General features: G+C 59.4%; 17 protein-coding genes. 11 read left to right on the forward strand and 6 right to left on the reverse strand.

Annotated features, from left to right (window positions below; translation table 11 throughout):
- The first annotated feature begins 254 nt into the window (after positions 1-254).
- The 4 genes from HU811_RS18410 (at position 255) to HU811_RS18425 (ending at position 3,294) form a co-directional block, all read left to right on the forward strand.
- Positions 255-572, forward strand: a complete 318-nt coding sequence (locus tag HU811_RS18410; protein ID WP_047230078.1) for a DUF2388 domain-containing protein — start codon at positions 255-257, stop codon at positions 570-572.
- Positions 573-680: 108 nt separating this feature from the next.
- Positions 681-989 carry a DUF2388 domain-containing protein gene (locus HU811_RS18415; protein ID WP_186657358.1) on the forward strand — a complete coding sequence of 103 codons (309 nt, stop codon included), beginning with the start codon at positions 681-683 and terminating at the stop codon, positions 987-989.
- Between the two features lie 26 nt (positions 990-1,015).
- On the forward strand, positions 1,016-1,336 hold the full coding sequence (locus HU811_RS18420) for a DUF2388 domain-containing protein (RefSeq protein WP_047230076.1): 321 nt from the start codon (positions 1,016-1,018) through the stop codon (positions 1,334-1,336).
- The gene (locus HU811_RS18425; RefSeq protein ID WP_186657360.1) at positions 1,333-3,294 is read left to right on the forward strand and encodes a DUF7844 domain-containing protein; all 1,962 of its coding nucleotides are present in this window, start codon (positions 1,333-1,335) and stop codon (positions 3,292-3,294) included. Before HU811_RS18420 ends, HU811_RS18425 begins: the two co-directional genes overlap by 4 nt.
- Before the next feature lie 65 nt (positions 3,295-3,359).
- Here HU811_RS18425 and trpA read toward each other — a convergent pair whose 3' ends face one another.
- Both trpA and trpB read right to left on the reverse strand, forming a co-directional pair.
- A complete protein-coding gene (trpA, locus tag HU811_RS18430) occupies positions 3,360-4,172 on the reverse strand; it encodes a tryptophan synthase subunit alpha (protein WP_092458117.1) in 813 nt (270 codons plus the stop codon).
- Positions 4,172-5,404: a tryptophan synthase subunit beta gene (trpB, locus tag HU811_RS18435; RefSeq protein ID WP_186657362.1), complete on the reverse strand. Its 1,233-nt coding sequence runs from the start codon at positions 5,402-5,404 to the stop codon at positions 4,172-4,174. The genes trpA and trpB overlap by 1 nt, the downstream gene beginning before the upstream one ends.
- Positions 5,405-5,515: 111 nt before the next feature.
- Here trpB and HU811_RS18440 point away from each other — a divergent pair, with 111 nt between their 5' ends.
- Positions 5,516-6,433 carry a LysR family transcriptional regulator gene (locus HU811_RS18440; protein ID WP_186657364.1) on the forward strand — a complete coding sequence of 306 codons (918 nt, stop codon included), beginning with the start codon at positions 5,516-5,518 and terminating at the stop codon, positions 6,431-6,433.
- Here HU811_RS18440 and HU811_RS18445 read toward each other — a convergent pair.
- Entirely contained in the window at positions 6,406-6,732 is a 327-nt protein-coding gene (locus HU811_RS18445) for an ElaB/YgaM/YqjD family protein (RefSeq protein WP_003196426.1), read from the reverse strand. The two genes, HU811_RS18440 and HU811_RS18445, sit on opposite strands and share 28 nt — an antisense overlap.
- A 156-nt stretch (positions 6,733-6,888) precedes the next feature.
- Here HU811_RS18445 and HU811_RS18450 point away from each other — a divergent pair, with 156 nt between their 5' ends.
- Positions 6,889-7,104, forward strand: coding sequence for a dodecin (locus HU811_RS18450; RefSeq protein WP_003177209.1), 216 nt, complete (start codon positions 6,889-6,891; stop codon positions 7,102-7,104).
- A 116-nt stretch (positions 7,105-7,220) separates the two neighbouring features.
- The gene (locus HU811_RS18455) at positions 7,221-7,445 is read left to right on the forward strand and encodes a DUF1161 domain-containing protein (protein WP_092399801.1); all 225 of its coding nucleotides are present in this window, start codon (positions 7,221-7,223) and stop codon (positions 7,443-7,445) included.
- A gap of 52 nt (positions 7,446-7,497) precedes the next feature.
- Here HU811_RS18455 and HU811_RS18460 read toward each other — a convergent pair whose 3' ends face one another.
- Complete coding sequence (locus HU811_RS18460) at positions 7,498-8,499, reverse strand: LLM class flavin-dependent oxidoreductase (RefSeq protein ID WP_058544936.1); 1,002 nt, start codon at positions 8,497-8,499, stop codon at positions 7,498-7,500.
- Positions 8,500-8,737: 238 nt separating this feature from the next.
- On the opposite strand from HU811_RS18460, the gene HU811_RS18465 reads away from it, so the two are divergent.
- Together HU811_RS18465 and HU811_RS18470 are read left to right on the forward strand one after the other, a co-directional pair.
- On the forward strand, positions 8,738-9,169 hold the full coding sequence (locus HU811_RS18465; protein ID WP_186657367.1) for an OsmC family protein: 432 nt from the start codon (positions 8,738-8,740) through the stop codon (positions 9,167-9,169).
- Positions 9,170-9,298: 129 nt separating this feature from the next.
- Positions 9,299-9,532: a DUF1161 domain-containing protein gene (locus HU811_RS18470; RefSeq protein ID WP_186657370.1), complete on the forward strand. Its 234-nt coding sequence runs from the start codon at positions 9,299-9,301 to the stop codon at positions 9,530-9,532.
- 6 nt (positions 9,533-9,538) lie between these two features.
- Here HU811_RS18470 and HU811_RS18475 read toward each other — a convergent pair whose 3' ends face one another.
- Positions 9,539-9,964 (reverse strand): PA0061/PA0062 family lipoprotein, encoded by a 426-nt coding sequence (locus HU811_RS18475; protein WP_186657372.1) that lies wholly within the window; start codon positions 9,962-9,964, stop codon positions 9,539-9,541.
- Between the two features lie 38 nt (positions 9,965-10,002).
- A complete protein-coding gene (locus HU811_RS18480) occupies positions 10,003-10,416 on the reverse strand; it encodes a PA0061/PA0062 family lipoprotein (RefSeq protein ID WP_092399793.1) in 414 nt (137 codons plus the stop codon).
- Positions 10,417-10,475: 59 nt separating this feature from the next.
- On the opposite strand from HU811_RS18480, the gene HU811_RS18485 reads away from it, so the two are divergent.
- Positions 10,476-11,567 carry an aminopeptidase gene (locus tag HU811_RS18485; RefSeq protein ID WP_186657374.1) on the forward strand — a complete coding sequence of 364 codons (1,092 nt, stop codon included), beginning with the start codon at positions 10,476-10,478 and terminating at the stop codon, positions 11,565-11,567.
- Between the two features lie 192 nt (positions 11,568-11,759).
- Complete coding sequence (locus HU811_RS18490; protein ID WP_186657376.1) at positions 11,760-12,218, forward strand: REP-associated tyrosine transposase; 459 nt, start codon at positions 11,760-11,762, stop codon at positions 12,216-12,218.
- Positions 12,219-12,271 lie beyond the last annotated feature (53 nt).

The raw sequence follows: 12,271 nt of genomic DNA on the forward strand, positions 1-12,271 counted from the left end.
CCGGGCGGGGTCTTGTCGTTTCAGAGGCCTGGTTTTGGCAAAAATGATGAACCTGCACAGTTAACAAGAAATTCTATAGCTACCAGTACAGTTTTATCGAGCTGTTGTAGAAGCGTGGAAATAGCCAATGGCCAAGCTGTCATCCACCTCGTTCTGACCTAATATCGAAACGAACGTGGCGAAGCGGGTCGAGCATGCGTCTTCTCTTCCAGCTACACGCACCGGCACCACTTCATTATTCAAGGAGTTTCATCATGATCCGTCTTCGTCTGCTCAGCGCCGCCGCCCTGCTGGCCGTAGCCGCCCACTCCAATGCCAGTAGTTTTATCGTCACCACCGACTCCCTCGTGGGTGCGCTCAAGGCCACATCCGACGCAACGTCCGATATCACTTCGTCGTTTCGCGATGACAAAATCGTCCTGGCCGCTCGTGACGATGCTGCCAGTTTCGTCGCCAGTAACGGCGCCATCCGCGGTGTGAAACTGGAAAGCGCTCTGGATTACATCCGTCAGCAGGCGCCGCAGTTGAACGCCTCCGACGCGCAGCTGGCCCAAGCCATCCTGGTGATCTGATTCCAGACATGAAACATCGGGACGCCAATGGTGTTCCGATGTTTCAGCGCTGGCTCTGGCGCAGTGGTTTGCGCTAGCCTTCGGACTCACCATCAACAGTCGAGTCCCATGCGCTTCTACTCACATCTGTCCCTCGCTTTTTTCTTCAGCGCTTTATGCTGGTCCGTTCCGGCCCATGCTTTCGATGTCTCCACCCAGCAAGTCGTAATCAGCGGCTATGCCACGAGCATGGTGACCTCCGCGCCCTTCGACCATAAACTGATCGCCGCCGCCCACGATGACGCTGCGGCATTCGTTGCCAGCGATGGGCAGTTGAGAGGTGCACAACTGGAGTCGGCCCTGGATTATCTGCACCGGACCCAACCAAAACTTCACGTCAGCGACCTTGAACTGGCACAGGCAATTCTCGTCCAATAGTTATCTTTATTCTTCGGAGTCGTTCCATGCGTAGCCCGCTGATTGCTGCCACCCTAGGCCTGCTGGTGTTGGCCGATGTGGCCCAGGCACAAACCCTGGTAGCCACCAGTAACATCGTCGTTCGCGCCTCCCAGCGCACGATCGATTTCACCTCCGACACCACCACATCCATCCGTGACTCGAAAATCGTTCGTGAAGCCCATGACGATGCGGCCAGTTTCGTCGCCAGTAACGGGGAAATTCGTGGCGCTCACCTCGAGGCCGCCTTCGACACCTTGCGCACCCGCGTTCCGGAAGCCCGCGACGCCAGTGATCAGGTTCTCGCCGAAGCCATCCTCGCATTGTGAGGCCGTTCGCCGTCTGGCTGACGGCCGGGGTCGTGCTGCTCTTGAGCAGCACCGCCCAGGCCGGCCTGCAACTGCACCTTAACGACGAAGGACTGACCCCGGCGCAACAGCAGGCCAGCCAGGCGCTGCTCGATGAAGCGATGCAGGCTCTGCCGCCGCGATTCATCGAACAGCTGGACCGACGCATTAATGTGGGCTGGACCGACCGGATGCCCGCCAACGCCTATGGTCAGGCCTCGCTGGTGTCGCAGTTGGACCTCAATCGCAACCTGCTCGACAGCCTCACCGACGGCAGTGCCGCCACGCAAAAGACCCATCGCCCCCACGGCACCGTGCGGCGGGAAATGCTCGCCACGGTCCTGCATGAACTGACTCACATTTATGATCGCTCGCGTTTATGGCCGAACGCCGAACGCGCGCTGATCCAACGCTGCACCCGACGCACCAGCAGCGCCGGGCTGATCGGCCTACCCGATGAATGCCGGGGCCAGAACGACCGCCGCTTCACCCTCAGCGATGATCCCCGCTTGCTGGACCTCGCCGGCTGGCCGCAATACGTCGGTCGTCGTGGCGAACGGGAACAGCATAATCGCCAGGTCGCCCGCAGCCCGGACATCTACGAAACGAGCAGCCCCAAGGAGTTCGTCGCGGTCAACATGGAGTACTTTCTCCTGGACCCAAGCTACGCCTGCCGACGGCCAGCACTGTATCGTTATTACCAGGAACACTTTGGCTGGGCTCCCGCCGCCAAGAATACCTGCGCCCAGTCATTCGCTTTCCTCAACGCAGGCAACGACTTTGCCAAGACGCCACTGGGCAAGGTTGATCCAGAGCGGGTCTACGCCATCGATTATCTCTTGGCCGAAGCCAACCAGAACTGGGTCAGCCGCTGGGGCCACAGCATGCTGCGGCTGGTGATCTGCGCGCCGGACCGCCCCCGCGGACCGGATTGCCGGCTGGATCTGGATCAACACCTGGTACTGTCATACCGCGCCTTCGTTGGGGATGTGCAGTTGTCAAGCTGGGACGGCCTGGTGGGCAAATACCCGTCTCGCCTGTTCGTACTGCCGCTGGCCCAGGTCATCGATGAATACACCAAGACCGAACTGCGCAGCCTGGCCTCGGTGCCGCTGACCCTGACACGGTCCGAGATCGAGGAAACGGTCGAACACGCCGCCGAAATGCACTGGAGCTATGACGGCAACTATTACTTCCTGTCCAACAACTGCGCGGTGGAAAGCCTGAAATTGCTGCGCAGCGGCAGCAACAATGCGCAGCTCAAGGGGCTGGACAGCATCATGCCCAATGGCTTGCTGGAAGTGCTCAAGGGGCGCGGCCTGGCGGATACCAGCGTGCTCGATGATCCCAAGGAGGCCTTGCGCCTGGGTTACCGCTTCGACTCATTCCGGGAGCGGTATCAGGCCATGTTCGAGGTGCTGAAGAAACACTTGCCGATCAAGCAACAAAAAGTGGAAGACTGGCTGGCCCTGAGCGCCGCAGAACGCCGACCATGGTTCAAACAAGCCGACCTGCGCACCAGCGCGGCGTTGCTACTGTTGGAACAGGCCAGTTATCGCCGGCAGTTGCTTCTGGCCCAGGATGAGGTCAAACAGCGTTACCTCGGTGCCCGGGAGTTGCAGAACGGCGGTATGGAAAGGGCCAACGCGACACTGCAGCAGATCCTCGCCAACAGCGGTTTCCTGAGCCGCCCCGCCGAGTTGCTGGGTAGCAGCGGTTACGGGCTGCCGCAGCCCAGCGAATGGCAGCGACTGGAATCCGAAAGCAGCTTGCGTCAGAAACAGCTTCAAACACTGACAGGGGATTTGGATAAGGAAGTCAGGGCCTTGCTTGAGCCAACCCGCGCAGCAGAAATCAGTGCCAATGAGGCTAACGTCAAAGAGATAGGCGAGCATTTGCGTAAGCTGCACAAGGCGGGTGGCGGGTTGGAGTTACCATGAACCAAAAAGGGGTTCAGAACCGAGTTCTGAACCCCTTTTTATTACTGGCAGGCTCAATCAGGCAATCAGCTAATCCGCGCCTTACGCACCCCATCAGCCAATGCAGCACAAAGGCTCAACACCCCATCGATCGCCTGCTCCGGCGTTTGCGCGCTGGCGATATGGTCGATGAGGGCCGAGCCGACGACCACCCCGTCGGCTAACCGTGCGATGGCCGCGGCTTGCTCCGGCGTGCGAATGCCGAAGCCAATGCTGATCGGCAAATCGGTGTGACGACGCAGGCGCGTCACAGCTTCTTCCACATGTTCCAGCGTCGCGGCGCCGGCGCCGGTCACGCCGGCCACCGAGACGTAATACACAAAGCCAGAACTGCCGTTGAGCACGGTCGGCAAACGCACGTCATCGGTAGTCGGCGTGGTCAGGCGAATAAAGTCCAGACCGGCGGCCTGGGCCGGCTCGCACAGCTCACTGTTGTGCTCGGGCGGCATGTCCACCACGATCAGGCCATCCACGCCAGAGTCGAGCGCTTCGCCAATGAAACGCTGCACACCGTAGCGATGGATCGGATTGAAGTAGCCCATCAGCACCAGCGGCGTATCGCTATTGGCTTCACGGAACTCGCGAACCATCTGCAGGGTTTTCGCCAGATTCTGCTGTGCGCCCAAGGCGCGAATGTTCGCCAACTGGATCGCAGGGCCGTCGGCCATTGGGTCGGTGAACGGCATGCCCAGCTCAATCACGTCAGCACCAGCCGCCGGCAGGCCCTTGAGGATCGCCAGCGAAGTGTCGTAGTCCGGGTCGCCAGCGGTCACGAAAGTCACCAGGGCGGCGCGGTTCTGTTCCTTGAGTTCGGCAAAACGGGTTTGCAGGCGGCTCATCAGTGTTTCTCCTGCTGGGACTGTTCCATGTGGTGCATTACGGTTTGCATGTCTTTGTCGCCACGGCCGGACAGGTTGACCACCATCAGGTGATCCTTGGGCAGGTTCGGGGCACGCTTGAACACTTCAGCCAGGGCGTGGGCGCTTTCCAGGGCAGGAATGATTCCCTCCAGGCGACAGCACTTGTGAAAGGCTTCCAGGGCTTCGGCGTCAGTGACCGAGGTGTACTGGACACGGCCAATGTCATGCAACCAGGCGTGTTCCGGGCCAATCCCCGGGTAGTCGAGGCCGGCGGAAATCGAATGGGCATCGATGATCTGGCCGTCGTCGTCCTGCAACAGGAAAGTGCGGTTGCCGTGCAGTACACCCGGGACGCCGCCGTTCAGGCTGGCAGCATGCTTGCCGGTCTCGATACCGTAACCGGCGGCTTCGACGCCGATGATTTCCACGCTCTTGTCGTCCAGGAATGGGTGGAACAGCCCCATGGCATTGGACCCCCCGCCGATGCACGCGACCAGGCTGTCGGGCAAACGACCTTCCTGGGCTTGCAACTGATCGCGGGTTTCCTTGCCAATCACTGCCTGGAAGTCGCGGACCATGGCCGGGTACGGGTGCGGGCCGGCCACGGTGCCGATCAGGTAGAAGGTGCTGTCAACGTTGGTCACCCAGTCGCGCAGCGCCTCGTTCATCGCATCCTTGAGGGTACCGGTGCCGGCGACCACCGGGATGACTTGGGCACCGAGCAGCTTCATGCGGAACACGTTGGCCTGCTGGCGCTCGATGTCAGTGGTACCCATGTAGATCACGCAATCCAGACCGAAACGTGCGGCCACGGTGGCCGTGGCTACGCCGTGCATGCCGGCGCCGGTCTCGGCAATGATGCGTTTCTTGCCCATGCGCCGTGCCAGCAGGATCTGGCCGATGCAGTTGTTGATCTTGTGCGCGCCAGTGTGGTTCAGCTCTTCGCGCTTGAGGTAGATCTTGGCGCCGCCGCAGTATTCGGTCAGGCGCTCAGCGAAATACAGCGGGCTTGGACGTCCGACGTAGTCACGCTGGAAGTAGGCCAGTTCCTCAATGAACGAAGGATCTTCCTTCGCCGCTTCGTATTCGCGGGCCAGATCGAGGATCAGCGGCATGAGGGTTTCGGCCACATAACGACCGCCGAATGCACCGAACAGGCCGTTGGCGTCCGGGCCACTGCGCAGGTTGAAAGGGGTTGTAGGCTGGGTCATCGGGCGCTCCAGGCGAATGCGTAGAAAGACAATGAGGTCCACTCTACCCCTGACATTCCTCGCTGAAAACCGATAAGATCGCCGCAACCTGTCAGGAAAACTCACAGATAAATGAGCCATGATCTTCCTCCACTGAACGCCTTGCGCGCCTTCGAAGCCACTGCCCGCCTGAATAGCGTCAGCCAGGCGGCCGAACAGCTACATGTCACCCATGGTGCCGTGAGCCGACAGTTGAAGGTGCTGGAGGAACACCTGGGCGTCAGCCTGTTCATCAAGGAGGGTCGCGGCCTTAAACTCACAGATTCGGGCATGCGCCTGCGCGATGTCAGTGCCGATGCTTTCGAACGGCTCCGCAGCGTTTGCGCAGAGCTGACCCAAAGCACGGCGGATGCTCCGTTCGTCTTGGGCTGCTCGGGAAGTCTGCTGGCGCGGTGGTTTATTCCCCGCTTGGGGCGGCTCAATGCCGACCTGCCGGATCTACGCCTGCACCTGTCCGCCGGTGAAGGCGACCTGGATCCCAGGCGGCCCGGGCTGGACGCCTTGCTGGTGTTCGCCGAGCCACCCTGGCCGGCAGACATGCAGGTCTATGAACTGGCCAGCGAGCGGATCGGCCCGGTCATGAGCCCTCATTACGCCGGTTTCGCCCGTCTGCAAACAGCCCCGCCGAGCGCAATTCTCGACGAGGCGCTGCTGCATACCACCTCTCGCCCCCAGGCGTGGCCCACTTGGGCACGGCAAAACGCCCTTGAACCCAATAAGCTGAAATTCGGGCAGGGTTTCGAGCATTTGTATTACTTGCTGGAGGCCGCTGTTGCGGGGCTAGGCGTGGCTATCGCACCCGAACCGCTGGTCGCCGAGGATGTGCGCGCCGGTCGCCTGGTCGCGCCGTGGGGCTTTGACGAAACCCCGGCGCGACTGGCGTTGTGGCTACCCAAGCGCGCCGCGGACGGGCGCGCTCGGCAATTGGCGCAATGGCTCAGGCATGAGCTGAACCCATCGACTCAGTCGCCGCGCTTGCACAGCAAATAAGCCGCCAACAAACCCAGCGCCCCGACCGCGACGCCAGCAGTGGTCCAGGGATGCTCCTGAGCGTAATCACGGGTGGCGATTCCGGTTTCACGGGTTTTCACCTTGACCTCTTCATACGCGTCGCTCAGCAGATGCCGGGAATGCTTCAGCGCGTTTTCGGCGTTTGCCTTCAGCGACTTGAGGGTCTTACGCGACTCGTCCGAAGCGTCGTCCTTCAGGCTTTCCAACGACTTGAGCAGACTCTCGATCTCCGCTTCCATGCTTTGCAACGAGGCTTTACGTAACGAATTGCTGGCCATGGTGGCTCTCTCCTGCAGTGGTTGAGTGGCGTGTGTGAATTGGGACTCCAGCCGTTTCTGAAAGTGCAGTAAATCTGAACTTTCACCCGGTAAAAGGCGACACACGTAAGGCGAAAATTCGCTGCTAGGCTGTTAAAGACAACCAAGGAGAACGTCATGAGTGATCATCACACGTATAAAAAGGTCGAGCTGGTCGGCTCCTCCCCTACCAGCATCGAAGACGCCATCAACAATGCGCTGGCCGAAGCCAGCAAAAGCCTCAAGCACCTGGAGTGGTTCGAAGTCACGGAAACCCGTGGACACATCGAAAATGGCCGGGCCGCGCACTTTCAGGTGACCATTAAAGTCGGCTTCCGCATTGCCAATAGCTGAGGGGCTCTGAACTTGCACGCTGGCGGAGTGCCATAGGGAATGGCGATGCGCTATCTGGCAAGCGCGTCATGTCTGTTCGATCCCTGCCCTATTGATCCGACCAAGGAGTGCGAGCGATGAAAAATTTGATGTTGGCCCTGGGTTTGCTGAGCCTTGCGGGTACTGCGTTTGCCGACGGCAAGCCATGCGAGGAGCTGAAAAGCGAGATCGCAGCGAAAATCGATGCCAACGGCGCATCGGGTTACACGCTGGAAATTGTCGACAAAGGTACGGCTACTGACGGAGACGTCGTCGGCTCCTGCGAAGGTGGCACGAAGGAAATCGTCTACAAGAAGGGCTGATACTTCAGGAACGTCAAAGCCGACGCATGCGTCGGCTTTTTTATGCGCGTGATCAGCCTTTCATGACCTGCGCCAGCAACTCATACGAGTGCAGGCGATCAGCATGCTCATACAGGTCGCTGGTGAAGATCAGCTCATCGGCCTGGGTTTGCTCGATCAGCACTTCAAGCTTGGCCCTGATTTTCTGCGGACCGCCGACCATGGCCAAGCCCAGGAAATCGCCGACCGCCTCTTTCTCATGGGGCAACCAGAGACCGTTCATGGTTTCCACCGGCGGACGCTGGACCAGGCTCTGGCCACGCATCAGGGCCAGGATCCGCTGATACACCGAGGTCGCCAGGTAATCAGCCTGCTCGTCCGTGTCGGCTGCCACCAAGGGCACGCCGAGCATCACGTAAGGCTTGTCGAGTACCGCCGAGGGCTTGAAGTGGTTGCGGTAGATACGGATCGCCTCGTGCATGTAGCGCGGTGCGAAATGGGAAGCGAAGGCGTAGGGCAAACCGCGCTCGCCGGCCAGTTGCGCACTGAACAGGCTCGAGCCCAACAGCCAGACCGGCACATTGGTCCCGGTGCCGGGCATGGCGATGATGCGTTGATCCGGGGTACGTGGACCGAGGTAGCGCATCAGTTCGGCCACGTCTTCAGGGAAATCGTCCGCACTGCCGGAACGTTCACGACGCAGCGCCCGAGCGGTCATCTGATCGGAACCGGGTGCACGCCCCAGGCCCAGATCGATTCGACCGGGGTAAAGACTTTCCAAGGTGCCGAACTGTTCGGCGATGATCAACGGCGCATGATTGGGCAGCATCACCCCGCCGGAGCCGACCCGAATGGTCGAAGTGCCCCCCGCCAGATAGCCCAGCAGTACCGCGGTCGCGGAGCTGGCGATGCCATCCATGTTGTGGTGCTCGGCTACCCAGAAGCGGGTGTAGCCGTATTTTTCTACGTGCTGCGCCAGGTCCAGCGAGTTGCGCAAGGACTGGGCAGCGTTGCCATCAGCGCGCACAGGCACGAGGTCGAGGGTTGAGAACTTCACTTCGGACAGCTGTTTCATGGGCCGGCATCTCCAACGGCATGAGAGGCTTTTCCTACGGGCAAAAGCCTGCCGTTTCTATAGGTGTGTTCCATGCAATGTGGGCATATACCCGAGTTTCAATAGCTACCACGAAATTTCCTACTAAATCGGTCGGCTAATCGACAGGATGAACTTTATCGGACGGTCTATCCTCACAACCCTGACAACGAAAAACACCCAGGCGCGAACCCTCGCGCCGGATATTGAGGAGGCAGACATGGCTATCATCAAGAAAGCATCGGCTCATTGGGAAGGTGACCTGAAAACCGGCATCGGCTCGATCTCCACGGAAACCGGCGTGCTGCGCGAAGCCCCCTATGGTTTCAAGGCACGTTTTGAAGGCGGCAACGGCACCAACCCGGAAGAGCTGATTGGTGCGGCCCATGCGGGCTGCTTCTCCATGGCGTTTTCGATGATCCTTGGCGATGCGGGGCTCAAGGCCGACAGTATCGATACCAACGCCGATGTGACCCTGGACCAGGTCGAGGGCGGTTTTGCGATTACGGCAGTGAAGCTGACGCTTAAAGCGAAGATCCCTGGCGCCAGCCAGGAGCAATTCGAAGAGCTGAGCAACAAGGCCAAGGAAGGTTGCCCGGTTTCCAAAGTGCTGAACGCCAAGATTACCCTGGACGCCACGCTGGTGAGCTGATGCGATACCCATCACAGCCTTCAACTGCGGCTGAAGGCTGTGATCTGTTTACCCTGCAGCAATTGTGGTCGAATGCACATCTGCAGTTTCAGCGCACAGGCAGTGCGCGCTGTCATGAGGAATTCGAGCATGAAACGATTCGCCCTGGCGGTCATCAGTTGCGCATTGGCCACGTTGGCCCTCGCGGCCCCCAAATCCTGTGAAGAACTGAAAGCGGAAATCGAAGCGAAGATCCAGGCGAACAACGTGCCTTCCTACACCTTGGAAATCGTGACCAATGACGAAGTGCATGATGAAAATATGGTCGTTGGCAGTTGCGAAAACGGCACCAAAAAGATCATCTACCAGAAGAACGACAGCTAAGCAGTCCTACGAAACGCAATTGACCTGCCGTTCTTCGGCCACGATTTCACGCTTGGCGTTATAGAGTCGGGCGCTGGGAGTAAACGCCAGATTGCGAGCTTCCAGGCGATAACGCTGGCCCGCCTCGAAATGGTCGTAGCGCACGAGCATGTAGCACAGCCGCTCTTGCGGCTCGGCTTGCATAGACAGCCCACCACCGCCAGGCACCTCGAAGTCGAAACGCACTTTCAGTTCATGGCTGCCCGGAGAAACCTGGAAGAAACGTCCGTCCTGCAGTCGTTGGCCATCCAGGCTTTCAGCCATCAGCATCTTGCCGCCCGGCATGGGCGTGGCGAAGTCGATCCAGGCCATGTTCGGATCAACCTTGGGCGGTGGGCTGGTTGCACATCCGCTCATGGAGACAAAGGCCAATAGCAGCATAGGTAGGCGCATGATGATTTCCTGAAGTCAGATAATGAGCATAGCGCCGATCAGCTTTGCTGACAGCCTGCTGGCGTGCCTTGGCCCACGACTTTTCGCTGCTGGTCGTAGAGCTTGGCCCATGGCCGGAAACCGATGTTGCCAGCCTGCAACTGGTAACGCTGGCCTGCGTTGAAATCCTTGAACTTCACATTCAACCGGCAATCGCGCCACAGTGGCTCGGCATTCGGGCCGATGTTGCCGGGCTCGACGGCAAATTGATAACGCACCGTCAACTCATGGCTGCCGGGCTGCACTTCGAAATAGCGTCGGTCGACGGAGGTCTTGTCATCAACTTCCAGCGCTTGCAGCGCCGTGTCCTGATGGCTTCCCAGGTCGATCCATGCCTGCGACGGATCGGGATCAGGCAAACCGGCGCAACCGGTCAGCAGCAACAAGCCACTCGTCAGCATCAACACGCGCATAGCGAAGCTCCAGGCAGGCGAGATAGTCTTGGGGTCAGACTTTCCCAGGGTGATTCCAATTGATCAGGCTGCGTTCAAGCCATCGGTTACTCGACCGTGTTTTCCGGATTTTGTTTCCAGGCCTCCTGCTTTTGTTACTCAACGGTTGTGCAAGCGTCGGTTACTACAGCCAGCTCGTCGGCGGACAGCTGCGGCTGTTGCAGGCTCGCGAGCCTATCGACCAGGTCATTGCCGACCCGGCGCGCGATCCGCAACTGCGGGCGCATCTGGCCCAGGCACGGCAAGCACGAGCGTTCGCCAGCTCACACTTGCACCTGCCAGATAACAAAAGCTATCGCCTGTACGCGGACATTGGCCGGCCGTTCGTGGTCTGGAATGTCTTCGCCACGCCGGAGTTTTCCTTGGCACCGCAAAACCACTGCTTCCCGATTGCCGGTTGCGTGGCGTATCGCGGCTACTACACCCAGGGCGCTGCCCGTGGCGAAGCCGCACTACAGCGCTTGAAGGGTATGGACGTGGCGATTGGCGGCGTAGAGGCCTATTCGACACTGGGCTGGTTCAACGACCCGATCCTGAGTTCGATGATGCATTGGGGCGACGAACGTCTGGCGACGCTGATCTTTCATGAACTGGCGCACCAGCGCTTCTACGTAAAGGACGACACCGAATTCAACGAGTCTTTCGCCACCTTTGTTGAACAGGAAGGCACCCGCCAATGGCGCGCCAGCCGCGGGCTGGCTCCGGATACCGGCAAACGGATGCGCCAGCGCGAGCAATTCATCCAGTTGATCCTGGACACGCGTCAGCGGCTGGAACAGCTCTACACCCAACCCTTTTCGGCCGAACAGATGCGCCAGCGCAAGGCCCAGGAGTTCGAGCAATTGCGCGCTGATTATCAGCGACTGCGCGACACCCGGTGGGCAGGCGACAAACGCTACGACGCGTGGATCTACGCGCCGCTGAACAATGCACGACTGTTGCCGTTCGGGCTGTATAGCCAGTGGGTGCCGGCGTTTGCGGCGTTGTTCCAGCAGGTGAATGGGGATTGGGTGGCGTTTTATGCGGCGGTGGAAAAGCTCGGCAAGCTGCCGACCGATGAGCGCAAAGCAGCCTTGAAGGCCTTGGCAGAATCGAAGACTTCCGGTTCTTGAACGGGCCTCATCGCGGGCAAGCCTTGCTCCCACAGCGCAGTACTCGAAATGAAGCGCTAAGGGTGTCATCTGTGGGAGCAAGGCTTGCCCGCGATGACGTCTGCCCAGATACATCCTGCTCCAACATTCCAAGTCAGATCCGTTGCTGCTGTCCTAGCCTTGAAACAAAGGACAGATCAAGGAGGATCACTTATGACGACACCGCCACACTCCAATCAGTTGCGCCTCGGGCGTTATTCGCAGTCTGGGCAAATCTATTTGCTGACAGTGAATACGCGCAACCGCGAGCCGCTTTTTGGTCGCTTCAAGACAGGACGCTTGGTGGTTGATGCCTTTCGCAAGGCTCAGGAAGAGCAATTTGCCCATTCGTTGGCCTGGGTGGTGATGCCGGACCATTTTCACTGGTTGATCGAGTTGCAGGGGATCGGACTTTCAAAGCTGATGGCGAGAACAAAGTCTCGGACCACGGTCACCTTCAATCGATTGATGCAGAGGGAAGGATCGCTTTGGCAGGAGGGATTCCATGACCGAGCCATTCGTAAGGAGGAAGATTTACAAGCAGTTGCACGGTATATCGTGGCGAATCCGCTACGGGCGGGTTTAGTTAAGAAAGTTGGGGACTATTCATTGTGGGATGCCGTATGGGTATGAGTCGGTTCAGGCTGTGTCCATGAGGGCCTCATCGCGGGCAAGCCTTGCTCCCA

This window comes from Pseudomonas tehranensis (genome assembly GCF_014268615.1).
Lineage (GTDB): Bacteria > Pseudomonadota > Gammaproteobacteria > Pseudomonadales > Pseudomonadaceae > Aquipseudomonas > Aquipseudomonas tehranensis.

What these genes read in the sequence shown, in the direction of transcription:
- trpA (WP_092458117.1), bottom strand. Translation starts at nt 4,172, where the DNA reads ATGAGCCGCCTGCAAACCCGTTTTGCCGAACTCAAGGAACAGAACCGC.
- HU811_RS18465 (WP_186657367.1), top strand. Translation starts at nt 8,738, where the DNA reads ATGGCTATCATCAAGAAAGCATCGGCTCATTGGGAAGGTGACCTGAAA.
- HU811_RS18445 (WP_003196426.1), bottom strand. Translation starts at nt 6,732, where the DNA reads ATGGCCAGCAATTCGTTACGTAAAGCCTCGTTGCAAAGCATGGAAGCG.
- HU811_RS18490 (WP_186657376.1), top strand. Translation starts at nt 11,760, where the DNA reads ATGACGACACCGCCACACTCCAATCAGTTGCGCCTCGGGCGTTATTCG.
- HU811_RS18450 (WP_003177209.1), top strand. Translation starts at nt 6,889, where the DNA reads ATGAGTGATCATCACACGTATAAAAAGGTCGAGCTGGTCGGCTCCTCC.
- HU811_RS18460 (WP_058544936.1), bottom strand. Translation starts at nt 8,499, where the DNA reads ATGAAACAGCTGTCCGAAGTGAAGTTCTCAACCCTCGACCTCGTGCCT.
- HU811_RS18475 (WP_186657372.1), bottom strand. Translation starts at nt 9,964, where the DNA reads ATGCGCCTACCTATGCTGCTATTGGCCTTTGTCTCCATGAGCGGATGT.
- HU811_RS18470 (WP_186657370.1), top strand. Translation starts at nt 9,299, where the DNA reads ATGAAACGATTCGCCCTGGCGGTCATCAGTTGCGCATTGGCCACGTTG.
- HU811_RS18410 (WP_047230078.1), top strand. Translation starts at nt 255, where the DNA reads ATGATCCGTCTTCGTCTGCTCAGCGCCGCCGCCCTGCTGGCCGTAGCC.
- HU811_RS18455 (WP_092399801.1), top strand. Translation starts at nt 7,221, where the DNA reads ATGAAAAATTTGATGTTGGCCCTGGGTTTGCTGAGCCTTGCGGGTACT.
- HU811_RS18420 (WP_047230076.1), top strand. Translation starts at nt 1,016, where the DNA reads ATGCGTAGCCCGCTGATTGCTGCCACCCTAGGCCTGCTGGTGTTGGCC.
- HU811_RS18415 (WP_186657358.1), top strand. Translation starts at nt 681, where the DNA reads ATGCGCTTCTACTCACATCTGTCCCTCGCTTTTTTCTTCAGCGCTTTA.
- HU811_RS18480 (WP_092399793.1), bottom strand. Translation starts at nt 10,416, where the DNA reads ATGCGCGTGTTGATGCTGACGAGTGGCTTGTTGCTGCTGACCGGTTGC.
- trpB (WP_186657362.1), bottom strand. Translation starts at nt 5,404, where the DNA reads ATGACCCAGCCTACAACCCCTTTCAACCTGCGCAGTGGCCCGGACGCC.
- HU811_RS18440 (WP_186657364.1), top strand. Translation starts at nt 5,516, where the DNA reads ATGAGCCATGATCTTCCTCCACTGAACGCCTTGCGCGCCTTCGAAGCC.